General features: G+C 63.5%; 28 protein-coding genes. 12 read left to right on the top strand and 16 right to left on the bottom strand.

The window, feature by feature from the left end; translation table 11 throughout:
* The first annotated feature begins 82 nt into the window (after nucleotides 1–82).
* A complete protein-coding gene (locus AB4Y82_RS02180; RefSeq protein WP_441604224.1) occupies nucleotides 83–793 on the top strand; it encodes a DUF899 family protein in 711 nt (236 codons plus the stop codon).
* 57 nt (nucleotides 794–850) lie between these two features.
* Here AB4Y82_RS02180 and AB4Y82_RS02185 read toward each other — a convergent pair whose 3' ends face one another.
* From AB4Y82_RS02185 to AB4Y82_RS02195, 3 genes are all read right to left on the bottom strand, one after another.
* Complete coding sequence (locus AB4Y82_RS02185; protein WP_441604225.1) at nucleotides 851–1,825, bottom strand: RDD family protein; 975 nt, start codon at nucleotides 1,823–1,825, stop codon at nucleotides 851–853.
* Nucleotides 1,826–1,930: 105 nt separating this feature from the next.
* Nucleotides 1,931–2,341 carry a VOC family protein gene (locus tag AB4Y82_RS02190; protein WP_441604226.1) on the bottom strand — a complete coding sequence of 137 codons (411 nt, stop codon included), beginning with the start codon at nucleotides 2,339–2,341 and terminating at the stop codon, nucleotides 1,931–1,933.
* A 170-nt stretch (nucleotides 2,342–2,511) separates the two neighbouring features.
* Nucleotides 2,512–2,895, bottom strand: a complete 384-nt coding sequence (locus AB4Y82_RS02195; protein WP_441604227.1) for a nuclear transport factor 2 family protein — start codon at nucleotides 2,893–2,895, stop codon at nucleotides 2,512–2,514.
* 199 nt (nucleotides 2,896–3,094) lie between these two features.
* Here AB4Y82_RS02195 and AB4Y82_RS02200 point away from each other — a divergent pair, with 199 nt between their 5' ends.
* Complete coding sequence (locus AB4Y82_RS02200; RefSeq protein WP_441604228.1) at nucleotides 3,095–4,693, top strand: MFS transporter; 1,599 nt, start codon at nucleotides 3,095–3,097, stop codon at nucleotides 4,691–4,693.
* A 34-nt stretch (nucleotides 4,694–4,727) separates the two neighbouring features.
* Here the strand turns inward: AB4Y82_RS02200 and AB4Y82_RS02205 are convergent, their stop codons facing one another.
* On the bottom strand, nucleotides 4,728–5,270 hold the full coding sequence (locus AB4Y82_RS02205) for a lipocalin-like domain-containing protein (RefSeq protein WP_441611093.1): 543 nt from the start codon (nucleotides 5,268–5,270) through the stop codon (nucleotides 4,728–4,730).
* A gap of 137 nt (nucleotides 5,271–5,407) precedes the next feature.
* Here AB4Y82_RS02205 and AB4Y82_RS02210 point away from each other — a divergent pair, with 137 nt between their 5' ends.
* A complete protein-coding gene (locus AB4Y82_RS02210; protein WP_441604230.1) occupies nucleotides 5,408–6,340 on the top strand; it encodes a LysR family transcriptional regulator in 933 nt (310 codons plus the stop codon).
* Nucleotides 6,341–6,370: 30 nt separating this feature from the next.
* The gene (locus tag AB4Y82_RS02215) at nucleotides 6,371–7,321 is read left to right on the top strand and encodes a Dyp-type peroxidase (RefSeq protein ID WP_441604231.1); all 951 of its coding nucleotides are present in this window, start codon (nucleotides 6,371–6,373) and stop codon (nucleotides 7,319–7,321) included.
* A 1-nt stretch (nucleotide 7,322) separates the two neighbouring features.
* Here AB4Y82_RS02215 and AB4Y82_RS02220 read toward each other — a convergent pair whose 3' ends face one another.
* From AB4Y82_RS02220 to AB4Y82_RS02230, 3 genes are all read right to left on the bottom strand, one after another.
* Nucleotides 7,323–9,098 (bottom strand): tetratricopeptide repeat-containing diguanylate cyclase, encoded by a 1,776-nt coding sequence (locus AB4Y82_RS02220; RefSeq protein ID WP_441604232.1) that lies wholly within the window; start codon nucleotides 9,096–9,098, stop codon nucleotides 7,323–7,325.
* Nucleotides 9,099–9,107: 9 nt separating this feature from the next.
* A complete protein-coding gene (locus AB4Y82_RS02225) occupies nucleotides 9,108–9,398 on the bottom strand; it encodes a hypothetical protein (protein ID WP_441604233.1) in 291 nt (96 codons plus the stop codon).
* A 138-nt stretch (nucleotides 9,399–9,536) separates the two neighbouring features.
* Nucleotides 9,537–10,346: an SAM-dependent methyltransferase gene (locus AB4Y82_RS02230; RefSeq protein WP_441604234.1), complete on the bottom strand. Its 810-nt coding sequence runs from the start codon at nucleotides 10,344–10,346 to the stop codon at nucleotides 9,537–9,539.
* Nucleotides 10,347–10,817: 471 nt separating this feature from the next.
* Between AB4Y82_RS02230 and AB4Y82_RS02235 the strand changes: the two genes are divergently transcribed.
* Nucleotides 10,818–11,096, top strand: a complete 279-nt coding sequence (locus tag AB4Y82_RS02235; RefSeq protein WP_121878735.1) for a hypothetical protein — start codon at nucleotides 10,818–10,820, stop codon at nucleotides 11,094–11,096.
* A gap of 50 nt (nucleotides 11,097–11,146) precedes the next feature.
* Here the strand turns inward: AB4Y82_RS02235 and AB4Y82_RS02240 are convergent, their stop codons facing one another.
* Entirely contained in the window at nucleotides 11,147–12,142 is a 996-nt protein-coding gene (locus tag AB4Y82_RS02240; protein ID WP_441604375.1) for a zinc-dependent alcohol dehydrogenase family protein, read from the bottom strand.
* Between the two features lie 122 nt (nucleotides 12,143–12,264).
* Between AB4Y82_RS02240 and AB4Y82_RS02245 the strand changes: the two genes are divergently transcribed.
* A complete protein-coding gene (locus tag AB4Y82_RS02245) occupies nucleotides 12,265–13,119 on the top strand; it encodes a LysR family transcriptional regulator (protein WP_441604235.1) in 855 nt (284 codons plus the stop codon).
* A gap of 12 nt (nucleotides 13,120–13,131) precedes the next feature.
* Here AB4Y82_RS02245 and motB read toward each other — a convergent pair whose 3' ends face one another.
* Nucleotides 13,132–14,160 carry a flagellar motor protein MotB gene (gene motB, locus AB4Y82_RS02250; RefSeq protein WP_441604236.1) on the bottom strand — a complete coding sequence of 343 codons (1,029 nt, stop codon included), beginning with the start codon at nucleotides 14,158–14,160 and terminating at the stop codon, nucleotides 13,132–13,134.
* On the bottom strand, nucleotides 14,157–15,026 hold the full coding sequence (gene motA / locus AB4Y82_RS02255; RefSeq protein ID WP_441604237.1) for a flagellar motor stator protein MotA: 870 nt from the start codon (nucleotides 15,024–15,026) through the stop codon (nucleotides 14,157–14,159). Before motA ends, motB begins: the two co-directional genes overlap by 4 nt.
* Before the next feature lie 347 nt (nucleotides 15,027–15,373).
* Here motA and AB4Y82_RS02260 point away from each other — a divergent pair, with 347 nt between their 5' ends.
* Nucleotides 15,374–15,940, top strand: a complete 567-nt coding sequence (locus tag AB4Y82_RS02260) for a cytochrome P460 family protein (RefSeq protein ID WP_441604238.1) — start codon at nucleotides 15,374–15,376, stop codon at nucleotides 15,938–15,940.
* Nucleotides 15,941–16,040: 100 nt separating this feature from the next.
* Here AB4Y82_RS02260 and AB4Y82_RS02265 read toward each other — a convergent pair whose 3' ends face one another.
* On the bottom strand, nucleotides 16,041–16,391 hold the full coding sequence (locus tag AB4Y82_RS02265; protein WP_441604239.1) for a hypothetical protein: 351 nt from the start codon (nucleotides 16,389–16,391) through the stop codon (nucleotides 16,041–16,043).
* Between the two features lie 223 nt (nucleotides 16,392–16,614).
* On the opposite strand from AB4Y82_RS02265, the gene AB4Y82_RS02270 reads away from it, so the two are divergent.
* Together AB4Y82_RS02270 and AB4Y82_RS02275 are read left to right on the top strand one after the other, a co-directional pair.
* Complete coding sequence (locus AB4Y82_RS02270) at nucleotides 16,615–17,667, top strand: alpha/beta fold hydrolase (RefSeq protein ID WP_441604240.1); 1,053 nt, start codon at nucleotides 16,615–16,617, stop codon at nucleotides 17,665–17,667.
* A 21-nt stretch (nucleotides 17,668–17,688) separates the two neighbouring features.
* Nucleotides 17,689–18,054 carry a bleomycin resistance protein gene (locus tag AB4Y82_RS02275; protein ID WP_441604241.1) on the top strand — a complete coding sequence of 122 codons (366 nt, stop codon included), beginning with the start codon at nucleotides 17,689–17,691 and terminating at the stop codon, nucleotides 18,052–18,054.
* A gap of 85 nt (nucleotides 18,055–18,139) precedes the next feature.
* Here AB4Y82_RS02275 and AB4Y82_RS02280 read toward each other — a convergent pair whose 3' ends face one another.
* Complete coding sequence (locus AB4Y82_RS02280) at nucleotides 18,140–18,967, bottom strand: transporter (protein ID WP_441604242.1); 828 nt, start codon at nucleotides 18,965–18,967, stop codon at nucleotides 18,140–18,142.
* A 175-nt stretch (nucleotides 18,968–19,142) separates the two neighbouring features.
* Here AB4Y82_RS02280 and AB4Y82_RS02285 point away from each other — a divergent pair, with 175 nt between their 5' ends.
* Nucleotides 19,143–19,331: a DUF1737 domain-containing protein gene (locus tag AB4Y82_RS02285; RefSeq protein ID WP_441604243.1), complete on the top strand. Its 189-nt coding sequence runs from the start codon at nucleotides 19,143–19,145 to the stop codon at nucleotides 19,329–19,331.
* 70 nt (nucleotides 19,332–19,401) lie between these two features.
* Here the strand turns inward: AB4Y82_RS02285 and msrA are convergent, their stop codons facing one another.
* Nucleotides 19,402–19,911, bottom strand: coding sequence for a peptide-methionine (S)-S-oxide reductase MsrA (msrA, locus tag AB4Y82_RS02290; RefSeq protein ID WP_441604244.1), 510 nt, complete (start codon nucleotides 19,909–19,911; stop codon nucleotides 19,402–19,404).
* A gap of 573 nt (nucleotides 19,912–20,484) precedes the next feature.
* Between msrA and AB4Y82_RS02295 the strand changes: the two genes are divergently transcribed.
* Both AB4Y82_RS02295 and AB4Y82_RS02300 read left to right on the top strand, forming a co-directional pair.
* Nucleotides 20,485–21,864: an Hsp70 family protein gene (locus tag AB4Y82_RS02295; protein WP_441604245.1), complete on the top strand. Its 1,380-nt coding sequence runs from the start codon at nucleotides 20,485–20,487 to the stop codon at nucleotides 21,862–21,864.
* Nucleotides 21,865–22,033: 169 nt separating this feature from the next.
* Entirely contained in the window at nucleotides 22,034–23,395 is a 1,362-nt protein-coding gene (locus tag AB4Y82_RS02300) for a DUF2252 domain-containing protein (protein WP_441604246.1), read from the top strand.
* A gap of 56 nt (nucleotides 23,396–23,451) precedes the next feature.
* On the opposite strand, the gene AB4Y82_RS02305 is transcribed toward AB4Y82_RS02300, so the two are convergent.
* From AB4Y82_RS02305 to AB4Y82_RS02315, 3 genes are all read right to left on the bottom strand, one after another.
* On the bottom strand, nucleotides 23,452–24,582 hold the full coding sequence (locus AB4Y82_RS02305; protein WP_441604247.1) for an SRPBCC domain-containing protein: 1,131 nt from the start codon (nucleotides 24,580–24,582) through the stop codon (nucleotides 23,452–23,454).
* On the bottom strand, nucleotides 24,579–24,962 hold the full coding sequence (locus AB4Y82_RS02310) for an ArsR/SmtB family transcription factor (RefSeq protein ID WP_441604248.1): 384 nt from the start codon (nucleotides 24,960–24,962) through the stop codon (nucleotides 24,579–24,581). The genes AB4Y82_RS02305 and AB4Y82_RS02310 overlap by 4 nt, the downstream gene beginning before the upstream one ends.
* Nucleotides 24,963–25,085: 123 nt before the next feature.
* Nucleotides 25,086–26,417 carry a hypothetical protein gene (locus AB4Y82_RS02315; RefSeq protein ID WP_441604249.1) on the bottom strand — a complete coding sequence of 444 codons (1,332 nt, stop codon included), beginning with the start codon at nucleotides 26,415–26,417 and terminating at the stop codon, nucleotides 25,086–25,088.
* Nucleotides 26,418–26,485: the final 68 nt, after the last annotated feature.

Below are 26,485 nucleotides of genomic sequence, written 5' to 3' on the forward strand. Positions count from 1 at the left end.
ATGAAGTTAGACGCGACCTTCGCCCCAGCCCGCGAGGATGCGTTGCGCCCATCTTCCGCTGCCTGCCCCGAGGATATCCGCCATGACTTCAGCCGCCACCCTGGTCCCCGTTGCCGAACTGGTCAAGCGCAACGGCGTGACCTTTGCCCGCGAAAGCGCGGCCTACCGTCACGCCCGTGATGCCTTGCTCGCCGAAGAAATCCAATTGCGCCGCCATATCGAGCGCGTAGCCGAACAACGCCGCGCCCTGCCGCCCGGCCCCGAAGTGCAGGGCGACTACCGGTTTGTCGGCGAGCAAGGCCCGGTCGATTTCGCCGGCCTGTTCGGCGACAAGCAGACCCTGGTGACCTACAACTACATGTTCGGCCCCCAGCGCGAGCGCCCCTGCCCGATGTGCACGTCGCTGCTGGGTGCATGGAACGGCGAAGCACGCGACATCCAGCAACGCGTGGCGCTGGCCGTGATTGCCCGCTCGCCGATCGAACGCCTGCTTGCGTTCAAGCAGGAACGCGGCTGGCGCGATCTGCCGCTGTACTCGGACGCCAACGGCCAGTTCAGTCGCGACTACGGCGCCATCGCCGACGACGGCAGCGATATCCCAGCCTTCTGCGTATTCACGCGCCGCGACGGCCATATCCGCCTGTTCTGGGCCGGCGAAATGGGCGGAGAAACCGCCGACCCCGGCCAGGATCCGCGCGGCGCGCCTGACCTTATGCCGATCTGGACCATTCTTGACTGCGTGCCTGAGGGCCGCGGCGGCAACTGGTATCCGAAACTCGATTACGGCACTTGAGCGCATGCAGCGGTCGGGGCGTGGCAACCACCCCGACCGCTGCCGAGACAGACAAGGTCAGTGCGTACCGGCGGGCGCCGACGTCCCACCTTCAGCCGCCAAAACAAGTTCGCCCGGACGGTATATGTAGCTATGCATGACTGTGCCGTGCGCGATGCCCATGCTGTAGCCATAGTTGAGCGACACCCGCACGCTGTCATCACCCGAAAGATCGAGATGGCTGGCGGCGATGATGTCGGCAAAGCTGCGTGCCATATCGGCTCGCTCTACCAAAGATTCGTCCAACTGAATCGTGGCCACGATGGAATGCACGGGCGCGTGCCCATTGAAGCTCACGGCCATCTGACTCAGTGTCGCGGCGCGCACGTGGGGCTGGGCCAGCATGGCGTTCTGCACCGGTACCATGGCTTTCAGGTCATCGCTCAGGAATCGCGGCCCGATGAACGGAACCGCCAGTGCCAGTGCCGCCAAGAGCCCGACGAATGCCCAATGACCCTGCCACATGGTCGCGAAGCGTGGCTGGCCATCCTCCCTGGTGGCGCGAACCACATAAGTAGCCACCACCAGGTCATGCAGCGACTGCCGCGTGCGACGGTTGAAAACGAACAGGTAGATGATCGCCAATTCACCGAAGCCAGCGATGGCGCCGATGGCATAGGTCAGGGGATGAAAAGGCGTCGCCGCAAAAGGTATGCAAGCCAGAAAATACGGCGTACCCAACACGGCATAACGCATCACCGAACGTGGCAGCGCAAGCAAGTCACCGTCCTTATCCACGACGCGCACGCCAGCAACCATCTTGCCCAGCGTCTGCCCGCCCATCACATGGCTATTGCCGATGCCGAAATACAGCAGGGCCATGGCGAAGCCGGGGATCAACGCATAGCCACCGGCCCTCGCCAGCGGGTCGAACAACAACGCACCGACCAGCATGCCGATCAGGCCCAAAACGATGACATCGAACAAAAAAGCGCCTGCGCGCCGCCAGAATCCGGCGATCGCGAGATCGCCCACCGCATTCCCCTGACTCACATCCAGCTCCCCTTGTGGCTGCTGGATCAGCATCTTGCCCTAAGTCACCAACAAGCACAGCTACCCGTTCTTCTGCATCCGCAGGGGAACGGGTAGCTGGCGGTATCACTCGCCGGGCGTCTTCAAACAATTAACCATCCAGGCCTTGCCATAGCGATCGGTGAGCATGCCGAAGCGGTGCGCCCAGAAGGTTTCGGCGATGGGCATGCCGACTTCACCGCCATCGGATAGCGCCTTGAACACGCGCTCGGCTTCGGCGGGATCGTCGACGCTGATATTCACGCAACCGGTGGAGCGTGTGGTATGCGGCGGGCCGTCCGCACCCATCAGGATGCTATGAGGCGTTTCCAGCTGCGAATGCATCACGCGGCCGTGCGTTTCCGGCGGCATCTGCGCGGCCATGGGCGACTCGCCGTAGGTCATGCGCATGGTGATCTTGCCGTTGAACGCCTTGGCGTAAAAATCTAACGCCTCGCGTGCCTGGCCGTCGAAATCGAGATAGGGAATGAACTGCATGTGGCTGCTCCGGCTGCGTGGGGACTGAAAGCCTCTTTAAGCCATCGCCATCAGTCATGGCGATGGCTTGAGGCCATCCATGGATACGTGCCTCAGATCGCTCCAAGGCACGCGTTCCCAAGAATGACGAACGAGCGTCTCAGGAATCGACACGCATCGACAGCGAGCCATCACTGCTCCAGTTCCACCCACTGCGCACGCCACGCCGGTGCATCGAAAGGATCGGCGAAGTACTGAACCTCATGCGCCACCTTGCCGTCGCGAAACTCCATGATGCTCACCGTGAAGGCCCGCTTGCCCTGGTAGTTGATCTCGTATTCGCTCACCCACAGATTGCCCTCGCCCACGATGCGCCGGACCTTGAACCCCGACGGCTTGCCCGGATGATGGCCGCGCAGTGCCTGCAAATTGCGTCGACCGCGAATGACCTCGCCCGACTGCGGGTACTCGCACACGGCGTCGTCGTGATAAATGTCGTGCTCGGCGTCGAGATCGCCCGCTGCCGAGGCGGACCAGTGCCGGTCGATGGCCGTCCGAATGCTTTGCGTATCCATCATCGGCCTCCGGCGAATCCGCGCGATGGCGACTTCAGCGCCCGATAGCGCTGTGACGCCCGGGTGAAGAGAGGCATCAACGCATGCCTCTTGAAGCAACCTGCAGCGTGCACTCGCGCGGCGTGCCGCTCAAGTGCCTCCAGCGCGCGCGCACCGGCGGCGGAGTAAGCTCCGTCGGATTGAAATTCCGGTGGTGACGATGAGCCAGATCGGAAAGCCTCCCTGCGACGACGGGATCATCCTCAGCGGTGCGCCGGCAGTGCCTTGTTCGACACCGTCGCGACACTGGACGCTGGTGGCGGCGATACTCGGCTCCAGCCTCGCCTTCATCGACGGCACCGTGGTCAACGTCGCGCTGCCGGCCATCCAGCGGGACCTGGGCGCCACCACGGCTGACGCGCAGTGGGTGATGGAGTCCTACGCGCTGTTTCTCGCCGCGTTGCTGCTGGTGGGCGGCGTGTTGGGCGATCGCTTTGGGCGCAAGCGCATCTTCATGCTCGGCACGGCGCTGTTTACGTTGGCCTCGGTGGCCTGCTCAATGTCGACTGCGGTGGGCCCCCTGATCGCTGCTCGCGCCGTGCAGGGCATCGGAGCTGCCCTGCTGGTGCCCGGCAGCCTGGCCTTGATCAGCGCGAGCTTTCCACAAGCCGAACGTGGCGCCGCCATCGGCACGTGGTCGGCTTTCAGTGGCATCACGGCAGCGATCGGGCCGGTGATCGGAGGCTTTCTGGTCGATCACTATTCCTGGGTATGGGCTTTTCTGGTCAATGCGCCGCTGGGTGTCGTGCTGTTGGCGATCTGTGCAGCGAAGGTACCGGAGAGCAAGGGTGGCCTCGACGTAGGCCCTATCGATGTGCGTGGCGCCAGTCTGGTGACCATTGGCCTGGCGGGCCTGGTGTTCGCCCTTATCGAGGCACCGATGCGTGGCTGGACGGCGACGCCGATCTGGATGGCGCTCGTGATCGGCGTTGTCGCGCTGCTGCTCTTCAAGCGCGTGGAGGCTGGCCTGGCATCGCCCATGCTGCCGATGACGCTTTTTCGCGAGCGTGATTTTGCGGGCGCCAACCTGCTTACGCTGTTGTTGTATGCCTCGTTGGGCGGCAGCCTGTTCTTTCTGCCGCTAAACCTGATCCAGGTGCAGGGCTATAGCGCCACGGTGGCGGGTGCGGCCTTGCTGCCGTTTATCGCCATCATGTTTTTGTTGTCGCGCTGGGCGGGCACCCTGGTGGACCGGTTCGGCTCCAAGCTTCCGCTGGTGGTCGGGCCTTGCGTGGCTGCCGTTGGATTCGCCATGTTTGCCTTGCCATCTGTCCAGAGCGACTACTGGAGGAGTTTCTTCCCGGCCGTCTGCGTACTCGGACTGGGCATGAGCGTCACGGTGGCGCCGTTGACCACAACCGTGATGAACGCCGTGGGCAAGGATCGCGCGGGCACGGCATCGGGCATCAACAACGCGGTGTCGCGTACTGCCGCCCTGCTCGCGGTAGCGCTGTTCGGTTTCGTGCTGACCGTGGTTTTCAATGCGACCCTGGATGACCAACTGGCTGGGCTGCACGCGCCGTCGGAACAGGTGGCCGCCATCGTCGCGCAACGCCAGAAGCTGGCCGGCATCGTGATGCCTGACGGCTACCCGGCAGCGACCACCGCGGCCTTGAAGCGCGCCGTGGACGTGTCGTTTGTCGCCGGCTTCCGCTGGGTGATGCTGATTTCGGCAGGGCTGGCTTTGCTGAGTGCGATCAGCGCCTGGGTGTTGATCGAGGGCAAGCCAGCCACGCCAAAAGTGGCCGATCCAACATAGGCCCCATCGCTATCGAGGCGCGACGACAACACGCTCAGTCATGCACGCGCCGCCACACCACCTCGCCATGAGCACCCTCGGCGGCGCCGCTGGATGGCTTGGCCACGGTATAGGTCAGTTCGTCTCCGCTGATGGTGTACTTCGAGTCACCGCTCTTGCCGTCCCAGTTCGGGAACGTCGCATGCACGATCGCGCTGTGCATCGCGTTGGCGTCGGCGCTCACGTGGCCGTAGTGCGCATTGCTGTCCATCGACGCGGCGCGGTACTCATCCGGCGTGCCTTTGGATTTGTCGTTCGCCGCGAACGGCATGCGCCTGGCCCGTACGATCTGCATCATGTAGTCGCCCTGCGCATTGATCAGCCACATGCCCTCCGGATGTGGCCCGTACAGTTCCACGCGGTGGCCGTCCGGATAGACGTTGTCGCAACGCACCAGGGTCCAGGCGCCGACCAGCTGCCTGGGCACGGTCATGGCGGTGGCTTGCGGTTGGGTGGCCTCCTGGGCGGCAGCCGCGAACGGCGAGGCGGTCGCCAGGGCAAGACAGGCGATCAGTAGCGGGAATTTGGCGCGGGACATGGCGACACCTTGGGTGAGGGAGCGTAAGCGGCATGGTCCCCTGCCCGTCTGATTTTGATAATGGGTCCGGATCTTGATTGACCTTCAAAGAATGTTTGAAGATGATCCGTCATGCCCCTGCAGCAGGACCGGATCGGATGAACCGCCTGAGCGACATGCAACTGCTCGTCGACGCGGCGGACCTCCATAGTCTGTCCGCCGCCGGCCGCCGCGCGGGGCTTTCTCCTGCCGCCGCCTCCGCCTGCGTGCAACGGGTCGAGGCCATGCTGGGCGCACGGCTGTTTGAGCGCACGACGCGGCAACTGCGCCTCACCGATGAAGGGCGCATCTATATCGCCTCCTGCCGCATGGCCATCGAGACCATGCAGGAAGCCGAACGCGCGGTGCGCAGCGGCACCGATCTTGTCAGCGGGACGCTGCGCGTATCGGCGCCTTCCGATCTGGGGCGCAACCTGCTGGTGGACATCCTTGATCGCTTCATGGGCCTGCATCCGGACGTGCGCATCGTGCTGACCCTGTCCGATTCGCTGTCGCGCTTCGTACCGGACGATATCGACGTCGCCATCCGCGTCGGCGCGCTGGAAAACAGCGACATGGTGGCCCGTCACCTGGCCGACAGCTGGCGCGTGGTGTGCGCCGCGCCAGCCTGTATCGAGCGCCATGGCATGCCTGCCCACCCGGACGATCTGGCCGAGCTGCCCACGCTGGTGCTTACCACCAAGGCCGGTCCGCGCCATGAGTGGCGCCTCGGCGAGCACCTCGTGCGCGTGCGCCGATACCACGAGTGCACCGATAGCGAAGTCATCCGCCGCTGGGCCGTGCTTGGGCACGGTTTTGCCTATCGGCAACTATGGGCGGTGACTGCCGATGTACGCGCGGGCAGGCTGCAGTTGGTCCATGCCCCGGCGTGGTCTGCGCCGGCGCCCATCCATGCGATCTATCATCCCAATGTGTTTCAGCCGCCGCGGGTGCGGCGCTTCGTCGAATTCCTGCATGCGGAGATCGCCGAACGCCTTCCCGCCAACGCCGAAGAGGCGATGGCGTTTGCCTCACGCCCGATCAAGCGCTAGTACCGAAACTTCAACGACAAGGAGCGAAGGGTGACTTCCATCGTGACGCAACCGGTTGCTGCGCGGCTCACGCATGCCGCCATTTTTCTCGTGGTGACGCTGCAGCCGGATGCGCGCAGCGGCGAGGCTGTGCGAGCGCTGTGCGGCGATATGGCATCGCTGTTGCGCGCCATTGGCTTTCGCAATCCGGACCGGCGCCTGTCCTGCGTGATGGGTTTTGGCTCCGATGCCTGGGACCGGTTATTCGGCCAGCCGCGACCCGCCAATCTCCATCCGTTCCAGGAGATCAAGGGCGTGCACCATGCGGTCTCCACGCCGGGCGACCTGCTGTTCCATATCCGCGCCACGCATATGGACCTGTGCTTTGAACTGGCCACGCAAATCATGTGCCGCATCGGCGACGTGGCGACGGTCGTGGACGAGGTGCACGGCTTCAAGTATTTCGACGAGCGGGATTTGCTCGGCTTCGTCGACGGCACTGAAAACCCGGTCGACCAGGGCGCACTCGATGCCACCATCATCGGCGACGAAGATCCCGCGTTCACCGGCGGCAGCTATGTGATCGTGCAGAAATACCTGCACGACATGAAGGCGTGGAACGCCCTGCCGGTCGAGCGCCAGGAAACCATCATCGGCCGCAAGAAGCTCTCGGATATCGAGCTGGACGATTCGGCCAAGGCGACCTATGCACACAACGTGCTCACCAGCATCGAAGAGAACGGCGAATCGCTGGAAATCGTACGGGACAACATGCCCTTCGGCGAGGTCGGCAAAGGCGAATTCGGCACCTATTTCATCGGCTACGCCCGCTCCCCAGCGCGAATCGAACGGATGCTGACGAATATGTTCGTGGGCCAGCCACCGGGCAACTACGATCGCCTGCTCGACTTCAGCAAGGCGGTGACGGGATCGTTGTTCTTCGTGCCGTCGGCAACGTTTCTCGACAATGTACCCACGCCCGAGAGCGGCGCAGGCAGCTAGCTCAGACCCGGACCAGGCCGTCGCTTTCCGTATCGGTCATGACGCGATTGCGCCCCGTGCGCTTGGCGCGATACAGCGCCGCATCCGCCTCTTTGCGCAGGCGTTGCAGCTCATAGCCGCAGCTATCGGTCGCTGCCAGGCCGATGCTGGCGGAGAAGGCGACCAGTCCGCCATCGCTGGACACCGGCGTCGCCTCGATCGCCGTGCGGATGCGGTCGGCAATCGCCATGCCCTGCTCTTGCGAGCAGTCGGGCAGCAGGATGCCGAACTCTTCGCCACCCAGGCGGCCAAACAAATCGGTCGGCCGAAGCTGGCGTTTGCACAACGCAACCGTGTGCTTGAGCACCACATCGCCGGTCGCGTGGCCATGCGTGTCATTGATCTGCTTGAAGTGATCCAGGTCGATCGAGATCAGGCAGGCGCCGCCATGGCGCTTCTCCAGCACGCGCAGCACACGTTCGGCCTCGCTCACGAAATGCTGGTGATTGAAGATGCCGGTAAGACCGTCGTGATAGGAAAGCATCTTGAAGCGCAGCTGCGAGCGCTTGATGCGCAGCAGCCAGAACACGATGGATACCAAAACCAGCAGCAGCAAGGTGATGTAGAGGCGGCTGGTCTCGACCGCCTTGGTGTCCAGCGCCTGCTGCAGGCGAAGAATGCTGTTCTGTTTGCTCAGCCCTTCCGTCTCCAGCTTCTGCGCCAGCATGTGTTGCTGCACGGCGGCGTAAGCCAGCGTCCTGGCGCTGATACTGTCGATATAGCCCTTGTCCTGGGCCACGTAGCGTTCGTAGTAGGAAAGGGTGGTCTGCGCATTGCCACGCTTCTTCTCAATCCGGTACAGCACGCCATAGGATTCGCGCATCCACTCGCTGACTTCGTCCGGGCTGCTCATGGCAAGCACGGCGAGCGCCGCTTTGCGGGCGCTGTTGTCGTCGTTCAACTTTTCATAGGCAACCGCCAGCTGTACCTGCACGGCGCGCATATGGGAGTAGTAACGGTTGGCGTTGATGCTGGGCAGCATCTGGGTCAGCAGCTCAACCGCCTTGGTCGGCTGCCCTTCGGTCAGGTATCGCTCGCCCTTGATCAGCCTCAAGGTGTTGGCGAATACCGGCTGTCCGGCGGCCACGCAGGTATCGATGCCCTCCTGCAACTTCGGGCTGTCGGAGGTAAGTCGATTGCTCTTGTCGAGCGCACCGATCTCCATGGATAGCGGATTGCACAAGGTTTCGCCGGGAGGCAGTGTCTCCTCCATCATGGTGGCGTATTTCACGGCCAGGTCGCTCTGACCGGCAAACACCATCAGCTGGGACAGGTTGGCAAGCACCGTGAATCGGGCCAGGTTGTCCGTGATGTTGGGCAAGTCCGTCGCCAATTGATTGGCTAGCGTAAACGCCTCTTCGTAATGACTGTTGATCCCCAGGTTGTGCATCAGCAAGGCCGACGCCTTGGCTTTGAGCACCGCATCGCCCGAGTGATCGATGACATCGCGCAGCATGTCATTGGCCTTGGCCGCATCACCCTCAAACGCCGTCTGCCACGCTTCGAGATAACGCAGATACCAATGCTGCTGTGGCGCCAGCGACGATGCCTCGCCGCGAATCTGCGCCAGCATCTGTAGAAACCGCGGATGGTCGCTGGTGCGCACCCGTTCGGTCTGTTGCAGGAACGCGGCGGGATCAGCGATCTGCGCCGACGCTTGTGCCACGTCGATCAGCACGCAGAAGGCCAGGCCCGCCAAAGCGAGCCATGGCCAACTGCGGTGCCACGAACGCGGCATGCTGCTCGCCTAGCCTTTGGGCGTCGCCGTACGTTCCGGCTGGGCCGGGTCGAGCGGCTCCCCTTCGTCCTCGCGTTCCGGCTCGTCGCCTTCGGGGAACGTCTGGGAACTCTGCGTCACATGCATGACCCGCTTCCCCAGCTCCTGCGACAGCCAGCCACTGTCGCCGGACGCCACCGCCGCCATGAGCGCTTCAGATGCTTCGGCCGCTTCCAGCGTGGCGTTCAATTCATCAGCCGAGGCGTGACGCAGCGTAGCGTCCTGGCCAATGGCCTCCAGCCAATCCATCGTGTCAGTCATACGTTTCCCCCGGTTTTCTTCCGATGATGGTCTTGCAACTGCCTGTCGGATTCTGCGTCCCACAGCACGCAGCACCCGCCAGCACCCTGTCATCGCACCCCGCGCCCTTCCCGCGTGGCATGCGACTACTGTATCCCGTCAGGCCGGTAAACCGGCCTTTTCCAATTCGTCCAGCGCCGCCAGGCGTGCCTGGATGGCCAGGTTTGGCTTGAGCTTTTCCGCGGGCGGCAGCACCACGGTTTCCTCGGCCGGCAATTCGATATGAGGCAGCTCCCGCAATGGGACGCGCCGTATGCGCGGTTGCTGGATCGGCAAGGTCGCTGCGCGATAAACGATCACCTCGTGGTCCAGCGGATAGTGCTCGCTGAGCAGTTCCACCAGCACCTGCCGATAGGCCGAACCGGTCTGGAAGCGCGCCAGCGAACGATCTCCCACCAGGCCCACCTGCCACAGCACCAGGTAGCAGGTCGGGTCGATGCGGCGTTCAAACAGCAGCAACTGGCTGGCCTCGTAATGCTGGCAGCCGAACCGGCCCGGGTCGATGCCGAGATCCGCATACAAGCAGTCCTCGGCAGAAATGCCCGGCTCCATATGGGCCGCATACCCTTCGGCGCGCGCCGCTTCGATGGCCTTGTGCGGCGACCACGCGAAGATGCCGGGATGCCCATAGAACACGCCGCAGACGCGCTTGCCGGCACGCACTTCGGCCATCATCAGGTCGACCCATTGCCGGTACGTGGTCAGGCGCGACTTGCCTTCCTGGTAGTAGGACTGAAGGCTGCGTACGTCCGGATGCATGCGCTGCAGCCACATCTCCACGATGCCGTCGGAGACACCGGCAAACACCACGTCCGCCTGCGCGATATGACTGCGCGCCAGAGGCGTCAGGTGCGAACCCAGGGTCATGCCCAGGCCTACACAAGCCAGGCTGCCACGATGTCCTTCCATAGGGGGCTGAGTCGCAGGATTTGTCATCGCGTGATAGTAGGGCAATTCTGTGACGCTGCGCACGCCAAGAGGCATATGACAAACAGAAAAGCCCCTCTTCTGCGTACGTCATCGAACCAGGTCCTGGCGACGCCACGGTCTTCACCATACGCTGCTGCAAAACGGCTCCCCACGGCCGTTCGCGAGAACGGGCCGACAGCTGTCCGAAAGAAAAGCTGTCGCGTCTTCGTCGTCGGCAGCGTCCTTGCTGCGGCCTTCGCCAGATGGCCGAGGTCGCGGCGGCGGCCTCGCTGATCCGGCCTTCCGTACGGTAACCGGGCGGCGTGGCAGCACCATGGAGAGCGCACTATCGCGGAGAGATTTGGGGCGTTTTTGCCGCCGCGCCCCTATACATGCGCAGTCATGAAATCGTCGCTTGCAGTCCCGCCGGGCACCCGGCAAGCTTCCTCGTTTCCCCAAACCGGAAGTGTCATGTCCTCACAAGAAAACATCCTCCAGATCATGCCCGCCACGGGTTGGGTTGCCGTGTTCGACGAAGACGGCGACGAGAGCGCCGAGGCGCTGGTGTGTTTCGCGCTGGTGGAGTCGGTGCGCAACGGCAGCACGCAGCGTGACGTGCGCCCGATGCTGGCCAACGGCAAGCAGGTGAGCTTTGCCGATGCGGCGCCCAATTTCCTGCGCGTCGAAGAACTCGAAACCTTCGAGGACGAAGGCGAGGAAGAGGAAGACGAGGAAGACGGCGAGGAGTAATCCTCTTCGGTTCACCCTGGAACGGCCGGCACTCGCCGGCCGTTTTCGTTTCAGGGCGCGACGTCGATCACCACTTTGCCGCGTGCCTCGCGCCGCTCGATCAGGGCATGGGCGTCGGCGACCGTGTCGAGGTTGAAGTGCCGTGGATCAACGAACGGTACGATCTTTCCCGTCTCGGCAAGGCGAGTGATCTCGCGCAGGATCCCGCCGTGATGCTCGCGGCCTTCGCCGCTCAGCAGCGGCAACAGCGTGAACACGCCCGAGTACGTGCCGGCCCGAAACGACAACGGCGCCAGCGCGTGCGTGCCCCAACCGAGCGCGCTCACCACATGGCCAAAGCGTTTGACAGCCTTGAACGAGGCATCCAGCCCCTCGCCGCCCACGGTGTCGTAGACCAGGTCAAAACCGCGGCCCTGGGCATGCTCGGCCACGTAGCGCTCCACCGGCGTGCCGCGTTCGATGGGCGTCGCCCCCCAGACGCGGATCTGCGCGGCCTTCGACGCCGAGTCAACGGCGGCCACTGTCGCACCGAATGCGCGCGCCAGCTGGATGACGGCATGGCCCACGCCGCCGGCGCCCTGCACGAGCACATGCTGCCCTGCTTTCAGCTGGGCGCGATCGATCAGACCTTCCCATGCGGTGATGAAGGCCAACGGCAAGGACGCCGCCTCGCGCATGGTGAAGTGGGCCGGCTTAGGCGCCAGCAGGCGCGCATCCACCGCGGCGTACTCGGCCAGCGAACCCTGCACGCCGCCCACGCCTCCCGTCATGCCATAGACCTCCTCGCCTGCGCGAAACGCGCTGACGCCCGGCCCGACACTCTCCACCACGCCCGCCATGTCGATTCCAAGGATCGCCGGCAGCGGGTGCCGCGCGTGCTCGGCCTTGCCGTCGCGGATCTTCAGGTCCAGCGGATTGACCGCACTGGCCAGGATACGCACCAACACCTGCCCCTCGCCGGGATTGGGCCGCGCGATGGCCGTGCGGCGGAAGGTTGGGCCGTGCTGCTCCAGCACAGCGGCCTGCATGGACGGGTTTGCATTCATGGCCAAGGCCTCTCGTTCGGATGCGTCCAAGCTACGCCAGTCCAAATTGCATGAAAACTAAATAAATCGCATGCTATCCATGCAACTTTGCATGGCACACTCAACGGGCGGGGAACACGACGATGGAGTGGAGCGACCTGCGCATTTTCCTCGCGATCGCCCGCGAGGGCACGTTGGGCGCCGCGGCGCGCACGCTGGGACAAACCCAGCCCACCATGGGCCGGCGCTTGCGCGCCCTGGAAGCGGCGATCGGCCAGACCCTGTTCCAGCGGACCAGCGATGGTTTTGTACTCACCGAGGAAGGCCTACTGGTATGCCGGCACGCCGAGCGCATGGAACAGGAAGTACTCAGTTTCCAGCGCGAACTGGCCGGCCAGCAGCAGGAGCTCGATGGCCTGCTGCGCATCACGTCTTCCGATTGGTTCGGCGCCCAGGTGTTGGCGCCCGTACTCGCCGAGTTCGCGCAGCAACATCCGCGCGTCACGGTGGAACTGCTCACGGACACCCGCCAGCTCAGCCTGGCGCGCCGCGAAGCGGATCTCGCCTTTCGCATCAAGCCATTCGACGAGCCCGACGTGGTCTCGCGAAAACTGTTGCGCATGCACTATGGCGTCTATCTGCACAAAGGCGCGCGCAAACCGAAAGTCGGCGACGGCAAGGGCGCATCTCTGATCACCATGGACCAGGCGTTCGGCGAGCTGCCCGACGTGAGCTGGCTGCGCGCACAGTTTCCCAACGCCAGCGTCGCCTTCCGCAGCAACGCCCGCGACGTGCACGCACGCCTGTGTGCCAGCGGCGCCGGCCTGGCGGTGTTGCCGCGGCCGCTGGGCGATGCCACGCCAGGCATCGAACGCCTGCCGATGAAAGAAGAACCACCCACGCGCGATACCTGGATCGGCTATCACCGCGATCTGCGGCGACTGGCACGATTGCGCGCCCTGCTCGATCTGGTCATCGATCGGCTGGCCAGCGATTAAGCCGGGCACGCCTCACGGCGAGTCGGCGTGAACCTCTGCAGCAGCACCTGCGTTGCCACCGGCGGCGCCCGTTCCCGATACGGCAATGATGGCCGGTTTCGCCGGCACGATGGATGCCATCGCGGGCAGCAACGCAGGCGCGTTGTGTTCGACGCCAGCGCTTTCCTGCGACAGCGAGGCGGCCTCCGCCTGCCGATTCATCACGATGATGCTGATGCGACGGTTGATCGGGTCGCCGGGGTTCACGCGATCGAATGGCACCGAGGCGGCCAGTCCGACCACGCGTGCGATTTTTTCTTCGCTGAGGCCGCCGGAGAGCAAGGCGCGCCGCGCCGCGTTGGCGCGATCGGCGGACAACTCCCAGTTGCTGTATTGATGATCGCTGCTGTACGGGGCGTCGTCGGTGTGACCGGAGAGGCTGATGCGATTGGGCACGCGATTGATGAAGCCGGCGAGCTCCTGCAGGATCGTCGTGGTGTAGGGCCGCAGTTGTGCGCTGCCCAGGTCGAACATCGGGCGATTCTGCTTGTCCACAATTTGCACGCGCAGACCTTCAGGCGTGATGTCGAGCAGCAACTGATCCTTGAACGGCGCCAGCGCCTGGCTCTTCTCGATCGCCGCCTCCAGCTGCTGCATCAACTCTTCCAGCCGCGCGCGTTCCTGCTTGCGCGCTTCCTTTTCGATTTCTTTGGGATCGGCGCTCGCCGCCGCTGCGCCCTGGCGATCCTTGCCTGGCCCATGCGGCAAATCCAGCGCACCACCGGCCTTGATCATGCTGGTGCTGGCGCCGCCCGGCCCCATCTGGCCCGGCGGGGCCATGGTGGCCGTGCCCTGCAGCATGCTGGGGTTCTTGAAGTATTCGGAGATGGCCGCGCGCTGCTCGCGCGTGCCCGCGCCGATCAGCCACATGACCAGAAAGAACGCCATCATCGCGGTGACAAAGTCGGCATAGGCGACCTTCCAGGCGCCACCATGATGGCCATGCCCGTGCCGCTTTTTGCGGCGTATGACGATCAGCGGTGGTTCGCCCTGCTCGCTCACGTGGCCGCCTTGGCGCGCGGCGACTTGAGATGTTCCTCCAGATCCTGGAAGCGCGGCCGGGTGTTGGTCGCCAGCGACTTGCGCGCAAACTCCACCGCCACCTTGGGGTTGTAGCCGCGCAGATTCGCCAGCAGTGCAATCTTCACGCACTCGAAGGCGCGGCCATCCTCCTGCACCCGGTTTTCCATCGCTGCGCCCAACGGGCCGATGAAGCCGTAGCAGAGCAGGATGCCAAGAAAGGTGCCGACCAGCGCGCCGGCGATATGCATGCCGATGCGCGAGGTGTCGCCATCGAGCTGTCCCATGGTGGTGACGATGCCCAGCACCGCCGCCACGATGCCAAAGCCGGGCAACGCATCGGCGAGCTTGGTCACCGCCAGCGCAGGCGCCACCGCTTCGTGATGATGGGTTTCCAGCTCCACTTCCAGCAATTGTTCGAGCTCATGCGGATTCATGCTGCCGCCCACCATCAGGCGCAGGCAATCGGTGGTGAACTCGATCAGGTGATGCTCGCGCTGCAGGCGCGGATAGGCGGAAAACAGCGGGCTCGCTTGCGGATCCTCGATGTGCTCCTCCACGCCGAGCAAGCCTTCTTTGCGGATCAGGCTGAACAGCTCGTAGAGCATCGACAGCAGATCCACATAGTCCTGCTTGTTGTACTTGGGCCCTTTCAGCAGCCCGCCCACATCACGCAATGCGGCCTTGACCACCTTGGACGAATTGGCCGAAAGAAACGCACCCAGCGCGCCGCCGCCGATGATCAGCAGCTCATACGGTTGCCATAAGGCAAGGATCTGGCCGTGCGACAGCACAAAGCCGCCGAGCACGCACGCGAGCACCACTACTGCACCGACCAGTACCAACATTTTCGCTCCGGGATACGGAGCCAATCACTCCGCGCTCACGTTTTATCGGCGCAGCTCCACGGAAGTTTAGAAAACGCTTTCATCCCATCGCCGCCCATGGGCGGTCTTCACGTCGACTTCCGCCTGCGCGCCCACCATGGCGAAACCTGGGCCACCGCGGATGGCCCTTGTGAAGTCGGCGTCGAGCAGACGCAGGGGCGTTTCGAAGATGAAACATGCTCAGGCCTCGATGCCAGGCATCGACACCTTCGTCTGATGGATTTACGCATCGCGATGATTTGTGATCCTGCCGATGAACTGACGTCCGCAGACCACGCGCGTCCACGACAACCATGCGAGGAGTAGCCATGAAGCGCACAAGCAAGCTCGCCATTGCGACCACCGCCGTCATGCTGGTGGTATTGGGTGGATCGGCCCTGTATGCGCAGGACAAGGCCAAAGCCGGCGTCAGCATCAAAGACAAGTACTCGCTCGTGTCGCCCAGCGGTGTCGCCTTCGCCGACTTCAAGGGCTATGAAGACTGGTCCGTGGTCTCCTCCGCACGTACCGACGAAGTGCTCAAGGTGATCGTCGCCAACCCGATCATGATCCAGGCCTACAAATCGGGCATCCCCGGCAATGGCAAACCCTTCCCCGAGGGTTCCAAGATCGCCAAGCTGCAGTGGAAGTTCAAGAAGAGCACCGAAGCCCCGTTTGCCGTGGACGTGCCAGACGTCTTCACCCAGGCTTTCGTCATCGAGAAAGACAGCAAGCGATTCCCCAAGAGCGCCGGCTGGGGCTATGCGCTGTTCGATTTCGACGCAACCACCAGCACCTTCACAGCCGACCCCACCGGTGTCTCCGATTGCGGCCACACCTGCCACGTAAAAGTGTCCGCCAAGGATCACATCTTCCATCCGTATCAGATGCGTTGAATCGCACCGGGGGCAGATAGAACCATGCAGCGCGCGTTGATGCGCGCTGCTGGGGTCACGCCATCGATTCCCCGAGCCTTCCTCAAACGGAAAGCGCCGCTTACGCTCGAAACGACCCACGCAACGCTTCGCGCATATATCGGACAAACGACGTTGTCTTGCGCAGCACGGCGCCTAGTGGATCATCAGACACGTAGGCTGTCCGAAAGAACTCCAGCAACGGGTCGCGCGAGATCACCAGCGCGACAATCAACTGCATTTCCAGCAGCGCGAGAAAAACGTCGATGCCAACGGAGTCGATACAGATCGCCGTGGGTACGGCTTCGGGGTGGCATAGGAGGGCCAACACCACGGCGGTAGTCGCCACGCCAATCAGCCATTTCCCTAGATCTTTGCGCCACTCGGCGGCCAGCGCTTCCGGGGTAAACCACGGCGGATCCAGCCAGGCCATATCCCTTCCCTGTTGGCAGCTAAGCGTGGGGCAAACGGCCCTCTCCCAGCGCCAGCATGGAGGCACTCGGCCGGCTACAAAAGGGGGCCGGGTCGTTTTGTATCCCAATGTATCGACAGGCTTGTCTGGTACACGAACTTTCAATTCCCCCGCGCCTCCACACAGAGCAGACACAGGGACATGGTCTTCTATGTGGGCACACCAACCCGCAGGGAGATGTTTCATGTCGGATCAGATCAATCAGCAGCGCCGGACCTTCCTGGGAGCAACGGCCATGGGACTTGCGATCGCCCCATTCGGCCTCGCGTCGCTCGCCAGTGCGCAGACGGCCAAACCGGCTGACACCACGGTCAAGCACAGCGTCACGGGCGGCCACACATCATTCAAGCCGCTGAAGCGCGTGAAGGCCGGCGTACTGGATGTGGCCTATGCGGAAGACGGCCCGGCCAACGGCAAGCCCGTGCTGCTCCTGCATGGCTGGCCATATGACATCTACAGCTTTGTCGATGTGGCGCCCATCCTCGCTGCCGCTGGTTATCGCGTGATCGTTCCCTACCTGCGCGGCTACGGTGACACGCATTTTCTCTCGGCGGACACCAAGCGCAATGGCCAGCAGGCCGCACTCGCCGTCGATGCCATCGCGCTGCTGGATGCGCTCAAGATCGACCAGGCCGTCGTCGCCGGTTTTGACTGGGGCGCCCGCACGGCGGACATCCTGGCTGCGCTGTGGCCGGCGCGCTGCAAGGCGCTGGTATCGGTCAGCGGTTATCTGATCGGCAGCCAGGAACTCAACCGCGCGCCGCTGCCGCCCAAGGCCGAGCTGCAGTGGTGGTATCAGTACTACTTCGCCACCGAGCGCGGCGAAGCCGGCTACGCCAAGTACACGCACGATTTCGCCCGCCTCATCTGGCAACAGGCATCGCCGCAATGGGCGTTCGACGATGCGACTTTCGCGCGCTCGGCCACGGCGTTCGACAATCCCGACCAGGTGGCCGTGGCCATCCACAACTACCGCTGGCGTCTGGGCCTGGCCGAAGGTGAGGCGCAGTATGACGCGGTGGAAAAGAAACTCGCCGCGCTGCCCACCATCGGCGTGCCGACGATCACGCTGGAAGGCGACGCCAACGGCGCACCGCACCCTGACCCGAGCGCGTACGCCAAGAAGTTCACAGGCAAGTACGAGCACCGCCTAGTCACCGGCGGTATCGGCCACAACCTGCCACAGGAAGCACCCGAAGCATTCGCCAAGGCCGTGATCGACGCCGATCATCTGTAAGCCATCGCCAAGGAGCGAGCCATGCCTGAGATCATCGCGTCCACCTTCGTGCTGGCCGTCAACGATCTGGAGATATCGCGACGTTTCTACATCGACAAGCTGGGCTTCGAAGAAAGCCTGCGCGTCGATGGCTGGTCCTTCCTGCAACGCGGCGCCTGCCGCCTGCGCATCGGCGATTGCCCGGACGCACAACCTATCTCGCAGTGCCAGGATCACTCCTGGTTTGCCTATCTGCACGTGAGCGATGCCACCGCCCTTTATCGGGAAGTGCTGTCGAAGCACGTGCCGATCTGGCATGCGCTGGACGACAAGCCATGGGGCATGCGCGAGTTCGCTATCGTGACGCCCGATGGTCACCGCATCGTATTCGGTGAACCAGTTCGCTGAGTGCTCGCACGCTAAGCGACAGCGCGGCGACCGGCTGGATCGCATTCATCCCATGAGGATCTCGCCGCTCTGGTTGTCAGTCGGCTTACTGCGGAAACAGCAAGGTCACTACTGCGCGATAACCCCAGCCGTGCGGACTGGCGGCGCTGCTGGCCACCCAGTAGCGCACGCCGCCGGTAAAGCTCACCGGCAGCCTGCCCATCCTGGTCAGCTTGGCCACCGTGAAGTTCAGCGGCACCGCGGCTTGATGCGCGTGCCAGTCATAGGTGGACTCGGCATTTACGCCGTAGGTCCAGGCGGTAGGCGTGGTGTAGGACAGGAACGGCTGGAAGAACAGGCTGCTCAACGGAGCGCGGTCGCGATTGTTTTTCACACTGGCAATCGACCAGATCTGGTTGGTCAAAAAGCCGTATGTGAAACCTTTGGACTGCTTGAGCAGCACCAGCGTGGGTCCAAGTCCCCACTTCTTCGCACCCAGGAGATCATCCGTGGCCGTGGGCAACAGGAAGGCGGGACCGGCGCCCCAGATGATGCCGCCGGCGCCCGGTGCTTTAGGCGAAAAAAACAGACTCTGCGTGATATCGCCAATGCCCGACTGACTGCCGGCGCCAGGCGAGATGTCGGCCTGACTGGTCACCGGAAGTATCGTGCGGGAGATCATGTTCCAGTCGTCGCTGATGGAAATCGGCACCACCGGCTGGATGTTCATGGTCAGTCGGTGACCGCGTTCATCGGGTCCGATCTTGCTGTCGTAGTTGAACTGAAACGGCGCACTGATCAGCGACGCCACGGGGTTCGACAATTTCTTGGCCAGGTCGGCTGAGTCATTGCCCGCTGCCTCGTCCGAAGCAGACTGCGCGTGTGCGGCGAAGGAAAGCAGCGCAAGCGCCAACGAGAGATGTCGATATCGCAAGGCGCTCTCCGTCTTTGGTCCCTGTAGCCGGTACTTTCCTTTGCAGCCAGCAAGAAGTACATGCGGGGAAATACGGGATGAAACCAGGTGTTTCTACCTAGTGCGCGATCAGGCTGATCCACACCTTGCGTACACTCAAGCGCCGCAGCAACTGTCAAGTTCGAGGAGACTTCGCATGTCCAACACGCCACCCGATGGTCTACCGCGCTACCGCCTGCTCACCGGCAAGGATGACGCCGCGTTCTGCCAGCGGGTCTCCGAGGCGCTGGCGCTGGGCTACGAACTCTACGGGTCGCCCGCGGCCACCTTCAACGGCGAACATGTAGTGGTTGCCCAGGCCATACTCTGGCCCGGGCACGACTAGCGGCATGTCGCGCCTATGCGTCAAAAAAAAAGGGGCGGTCGCTTGGACCGCCCCTTCCATCACTCATTGATTACTGCACGCGCCGAGGCAGGGTCCACTCCGCTCGCGGGAAGTGGCAGGTGTAGCCGTTGGGAATGCGTTCCAGATAGTCCTGGTGCTCCGGCTCGGCCTCCCAGAACGGACCGGCCGGCGTGACTTCGGTGACCACCTTGCCGGGCCACAGACCCGAGGCGTCGACATCGGCGATGGTGTCTTCCGCGACCTTCTTTTGCTCGTCGCTGAGATAGAAGATCGCCGAGCGGTAGCTCATGCCCACGTCATTGCCCTGGCGGTTCCTGGTGCTGGGGTCGTGGATCTGGAAGAAGAATTCCAGAATCTGGCGATAGCTGATCACGCCGGGATCAAACACGATCTCCAGCGCCTCGGCGTGCGTGCCGTGATTGCGGTAAGTAGCGTTGGGCACATCGCCACCGGAATAGCCCACGCGCGTGGACAACACGCCCGGGTAACGCCGCAGCAAATCCTGCATGCCCCAGAAGCAGCCGCCAGCCAGGATCGCCGTTTCGGTTTTCGTGCTCATGTGTTGGTCCTTCCCATAGGTGACAGTGGTGCGCGGCGGGGCTGGCATGCCGTCGACAGACCCAGGTGCTTAGTGCCAGAAACTCCCCAACGCAGCTGACCTCCAATGTGGTGTTTGCCGCCGACGTTCTCAAGCGAGACGGCCGCGGACCTACTCTCGGCGATGAGGTCCAAGGCGGCGATGGGCCTGGGCGCCACTCAGCCACCATGAGCCGCGGGTAGTCCCATCCCTACGACACCCGTCCTGTGCCACATGGGGAATGGCGCATTGCGCGTGATGGGCGCACTGTGCACCCCGCTTCAGCAGATGCTCGCTCAGGCCAAAGACCCGATGGTGTCGACGGTCAAGCCGATGAGCCCGTTCTACGTTCAGCACGCCGGAAGGCGCACTGACGCCCGGCCGCGACATCGCACATGCTTATAACCCGGGGGTTGGGCATGTGCGATTGCCGCGGCGCTGCCGGGATACCGCCCCATTGAGCCGCGCTCGCAGATGGCATGAGACGCACCATCTCGGCACGCCATCGCCAGACCTGAGATAATGGTTGATTGCCCCTAAGCGCGCGGCTTCTCTATGCACATCGGCATCGACTTCGGCACCAGCTATTCGGCGGCCGCCGCCATCATCGGCGGCGAACTCACGCTCGTGCGCTTCGGCGCCGCCGAGCAGTTCCGCACGGCCGTGTATTTCCCCGAACTGGTGCCTGACCCGAACGACTTCGAGCTCACGCCCGAGCTGGAAGCGCAGATGGAAGCCCATATGCGCTCGGCCCGACTCGATCTGCGCCGACTCGCTGCGGCAGGCAACGAGGCGGCCCGCTCGGACGCCGACCTGCGCCGCGATGCCTTGCGCGTGGTCCGCCGCCAATGGATGGAAGAACAGGCGCGCGCGGCCACCGCCTCGGTCGCCAGCTTCCAGCATGCGCTGTTCGGCGAAGACGCGGTGGAAGGCTATCTGGAAAGCGGCGGCGGCAACCTCATCGAATCGCCCAAGTCGATGTTCGGCTATCGACTGGACCCGCAGGTGCGCAAGGTGATCGTGCACATTGCCACGCATATTCTCGAGCACATTCGTCTCACCGCCAGCCGCCAGTTCGGTGAAGCCGTGCGCGGCGCGGTGATTGGACGCCCGGTGGAATTCCGCAGCTCGATGGGCGCGGCAGGTTCCGAACAGGCCATGGAGATTCTGCGCGAAGCGGCGGCGGCGGCGGGTTTTGACGAGGTGAGTTTCCTGGAAGAGCCCGCCGCAGCGGCCATGCATTACCACAAGAGCCTCAGCGACCGGCAGCACGCGCTGATCGTGGACATCGGCGGCGGCACCACCGACGTGACGCATGCGGAGCTGGGTGGCGACGCATCGCCGTTCATCGCGCGCAATTGGGGCCTGCCCAAGGGCGGCACCGATCTGGACGTGGGCGTGAGTCTGCACAGCTTCATGCCGCTGATGGGCAAGGACATCGTGCGCATTCCGCAGCACCAGTTCGTGGAAGCGGCCAGCGTGCACAACCTGCCCAAGCAGCGCGAGTTCCGCAAACAGAACTATCGCCTGGTCGCCGCGCCCTATGGCCCACGCCTGCGTGCCCTGCAGGAACTGGGCGCCACCACGCGGCTCAATCAGACGGCCGAACGCACCAAGATCATGCTGAGCAGCGACATCACCCATCGTGCGCCGCTGGATTTCATCGAACACGGCCTCGCCGTGGACACCACGCGCAGCGATCTGGACACGGCCATCGAGCCCTTCCTCATCCAGCTGGAGCGCACACTCACCACCGTGCGCGACGACCTGGCCACCCTGCCCGCCAGCGTCTTCCTTACCGGCGGCACCTCGCGCTCGCCCCAGGTCAAGGCACGCGTGCAGTCGTGTTTCCCCGAGGTTCCGCTGGTGCACGGCGATCCGTCGCTGGGCGTGGTGTCCGGGCTGGCAGTGGCGGCGAGCGAAGTCACCGCCTGACCCGCTTCAGCGGACGCACTGTCGTTCGTCCCCATCCTTGACGACGTCGCAAGGTCTTGCCGGCCTTGCCAGCGTCATGCCGCTGTCACCCCGCATTGCTTGAATCCGCGGCGACCTTGTCCGGCGCGGGTGGTCCGCGCCTGGTTCACGCATCCGGGGGGATGACCCAATGAAGAAGGCCTTGTTGGCACTGGCTACGGCCGGCCTGCTGTTCGCTTCGGCTGCCCAGGCAGCCACGTCGCGTACCAGCTGGGTGGTATCGCAGATCTACAACACCAATCATCCGCTGGCCGCCACGGACAGCGCCGAACTCGCCACCAAGATGTCGACCATGGCGGCGAGCGCGTTCAACTTCTATCGCGGCACTGACCACATCTTCTACCAGGACATGACCACGCTCCCGGCGTCGGCGTATACGACGTCACAGACGGGTTTCACCTGGATCGGCGGCGATGCGCACATCGGCAATTTCGGTGCGTGGCAGGACAGCAGCGGCAACAACGTGTTCTCTGCCGACGATTTCGACGAGGGCTATCTCGGCCAGTACGTGTGGGACCTGCGCCGCCTCGCCACCAGCATGGTGCTGGCCGGCCGCGCCAACGGCATTGCCGACAGCGACATCACCACCGCGATCAATACGATGGTGTCGGCGTACATGAGCGAGATGAACGACTTCAAGGGCAGCAGCGACGAGCTGAGCTTCCAGCTGAAGAACGGCAATACCTCCGGCGCCGTGCAAGACACCATCAGCGATTCCAAGGGCGACTCGCGCGCCAGCCTGCTGAGCAAGTACACCCAGGTGAGCGGCAGCACCCGCACCTTCCAGACCATCGCCGGCACCCTTGCCGCGGTCAACAGCAGCACGTACAACGCCATCGTGGCGGCGATGAACAGCTATATCAGCAGCATTTCATCGTCCAAGCGCTACGCGGCCAGCTATTACCAGGTGAAGGATATCCGCCAGAAGCTCGGCTCCGGCGTGGGCAGCCTGGGCAAGCTGCGCTACTACGTGCTGATCGAAGGCCCATCGACGTCGACCTCGGACGATGTGATCCTCGAGCTCAAGCAGGAACTGGGCAGCGTGGTGGCAGAGGCCGACAACGGCCAGCTGCCTGCCGCCGATTACAGCAACAACGAGGCCAATCGCGTCGCGATGACCGCCAAGGCGCAGACCCTCAACGCGGACGTCTTGATCGGCTACGCCACCATCAATGGCATGGCCTTTTACTTCCACGAGAAGTCGCCGTTCGAGGAAGATTTTGACTACACCCAGCTCAGCAGCGCGGGCAAGCTCAACACGGCAGCCACGTATCTGGGACAGGCACTCGCCTCGGCGCACGCGATCTCCGACCAGGACTACAACAGCGCCATCGTGTCGTACAGCATCGACAAGCAGATTACCGCTGCGGTCAGCAGCACAAGCGGACTTCAGTCGGAATTGTCGACATTCGCTTTCAACTACGCGGCCCAAGTTTCGCTGGACTGGCAGTCGTTCGTGAGTGCCTATAACGCAGGCACGCCGCTCTATTGAGTGCTGCGAGGCCGGAGCAACGGCAGCGTTGCTCCGGCCGGCTTACTCATCATTCGTTACGCAGCGCTCGCCTTGCGCAACGGCGTGACGTTGGAGGCGGCGCGATCGCCCTCGACGGCAGCCTCCGCCGCGATGAAGCTGGGCCGTGCCTGTATCACCCGCATGGCTCGCTGCACGTTGCGATATTTCGCCAACAGGCCTGGGCCTTCCGGCGTCTGCGCCAGCGAATAGAGCAGCGGCGCGGCGAGATAGTCGGCGATGCACGGTGTGTTGCCGACCAGGAAATCGCGCTGGCCGTAGCCTGCATCCAACGTGGCCAACAGGCGGTCGATATCGGGCAACGCAGCGTCGATGATGGCGCGGTCCGGCTCGGGGCCCGATGGAAACATGTATTGCAGGATGAAGCGCGAGACGATGGCGTCGTAGCCGTAATCGTCCAACACGCTGTACCACTGCTCCGCCCTGGCGCGCGAGGTGACGCCACTGGTGGGCAGCAGATCCGGTCCATCGAAGGCTTCGTCGATGTAGCGCAGGATGGCGCGCGTTTCATAGAACTGCAGCGGGCCGTCGTACATGGCCGGGATGCGGCCGAACGGATGGATCGCATCGGCCTCGGCCGAATGCGGGGCCACCGACTTGAGCGCGTACGCCACGCCCTTCTCCGCCATCGCCATGCGTACGGCACGCACGTACGGGCTGATCGGACTGCCCACCAACACCACAGATCCGGCTGAGCCATCTGGATCGAGATAGTCCGCCAGCCGGTTGAAGACAGACGTCCAACCCTGGTTGTGGTCGTCGCGGATGGCCGCATCGGGGAAGCCGGTGTGGCGCATGTGCAGCTGCGTGCCGCCGTCTTTCTCGGTCAGCGTCACCTCGATCAGCGTGGTGCGCGCAGCGAGGTCGCCTTCGCCATCCCAGGCCCAGGTGTAGGCGAGGAACTTGGGCCGCTCGATCACCTGGTAGGTGCCGCTGGAGCCGTGCACGGTGCCGTCCTTCTTCACCATGGTGACGCGGTAGCGTCCGCCCACTCGCACATCGGTCGCCACCTCGCCAACATGCAGGCCGCGTGGGCAGTGCCATGCGGCAAGCGCGGATTCGTCAGTGAAAGCATCGAACACTTTCTCCCGCGGCGCGCGGATGAAGCGGGTCATTTCCAGCTCGAACGTTGCAGCTTGGGTGCTCATGGCTTTTTCCTCGGTACACGTGGGGCGCCTTTGCCACGCTTCTTTGCATCGGCGCGATGGGTCTGTTCGACAAACTCAACCAGTCGATCCAGGCTGTCTTCCCAATGACGGCGATAGGCCTCCAGCCAATCGTGCGCGTCATGCATGGGCTCCGCCCGGAGACGGCAGATACGCCAGCGGGCGTCCACTTCCCGTGCGATCAGGCCGGCGCCTTCCAGCACGCGCAGGTGCTTGGATATGGCCGGTGCCGACATGTCGAAGGGTTCGCCCAGCTCACCGACGGTGGCGTCGCTCCTGGCCAGGCGGGTCAGGATGGCGCGTCGCGTGGGGTCGGCCAACGCGCTGAAGGTGAGCGACAAGCTGTCTTGGGTAGTGGCCATGGTCGTCAATTAACCACTTGGTTAATCGACAGTCAAGCACTTTTTTGTCGCGACGGCGTGAACGCGCGATCGATGCAAGCCGCGGGATGGCGCTGGCGGCCACGCGCCGCCAGCGCGGGTCGATCAGAACTTGTACGAGATCATCACGCGGTTATAGGTGAACGACTCATTGCCCGGATTGAGGTTGGCGATGCCGCCCACCGAGCGCTCCCAGCGGTCGCGCAACTGCAGGCCTTTGAGCACGCTGTCCATGTTGTAGATGATGTCGAAGTACAAGTCGTGGCTGGTGCCGCGTTCGACCGAGTCGTACTTCGCGTAGGCCGCCACCAACTGCAGCTTCTTGTCGAAGAAGTTGTATTGCGCCCGGCCCTTCCATGCGTGGCCCGGGCCGATTTCGACCAGGCCGCGAATCATCGACGTGGTGAACAGGGGATCGGTCGCGTAGTTGACCGTATACGGCGAGATGAGCGCGCCATTGCCGACCGCACCGGATTCGCCTTCGAGCTTGTTGTACGAGAAGTCGATGCGGCCGTCATAGATCGACGTACCGATGTCCGCACCCCACGCTTGGGCCTTCACCCGGTCGCCCCCCACGCCCACCAGCTTGGTATGGGTCTGCACGAGGATGTTGTCGCTGCTGCTGTTCTCTTCGAGCGCCTGTACGGCGATGAAGGGATTGAACGGCGTGCCGGTGGTGAACGTATAGCTGCCGTTGACGTAACCCATTCGCGCGAAGCGCAGGAAATCGTAGTACCAGGCTTCGCCCTTGAAACCGCCGGCGGTGTAGTTGGTGCCAGCGGCCCAGGTGCCGTTGGCTTCGGGCGCCGTCAGCGGCAGCGCGCCGTTATTGCCGTACATCGAATCGCCGCTGTATTTCGACGGGTAGTACAGGTTGTCGTCGTACATGCCGTTCGAGGTTCGACTCTTCCAGCTGAAGGTGCGGATGGCGAAGATGTTCCAGTCTTTCAGCGGCGTGAATTGCGCCAGCGCCGCGTTGTACGACGAAGGAATCACGCGCGAATCATTGCCGCCCATCCACGGCGTATTGAGGTACTGGTAACCGCCACGGAACAGAAACCAGTCGCGCTTGAACTGCAGATAAGCCTGACTCCAGGCACCCAGCGAACTGTTGGGGCCCATCAGCGAGGTGTCGACCTTGGCGGGGTTGTCGTCCTTGGTGCCCAACATATTCGCGGTCACGAACGAGCCGCCGACACTGAAGCCACCCCAGAACGCGCCGGTCTGTGCGTTGATCAATGCCGCCAGTGAGAGTGCATGTGCGTCGGGTGTAGCCGGCGTGTCGTACAGTCGGTCGAAGTCGTAGAGACGCAACTCGCCATCGACGTGGCCGTTGGTGAAGATGTCGTTGAAGCTATTGTTATTGCTATTGCCATCGGCATGCGCGCCGGTCGCGCATACGGCGAAGGCCAGGGCAACTGCCAGCTTGCTGCGCATGTGTTTCTCCCCACGTAAGCGCTCGGAAAAAACGGACGCGCGCGGCCAACCCGCCGGCGCTATCACCT

It is taken from the genome of Dyella sp. 2YAF14, from assembly GCF_052114725.1.
Lineage (GTDB): Bacteria > Pseudomonadota > Gammaproteobacteria > Xanthomonadales > Rhodanobacteraceae > Dyella.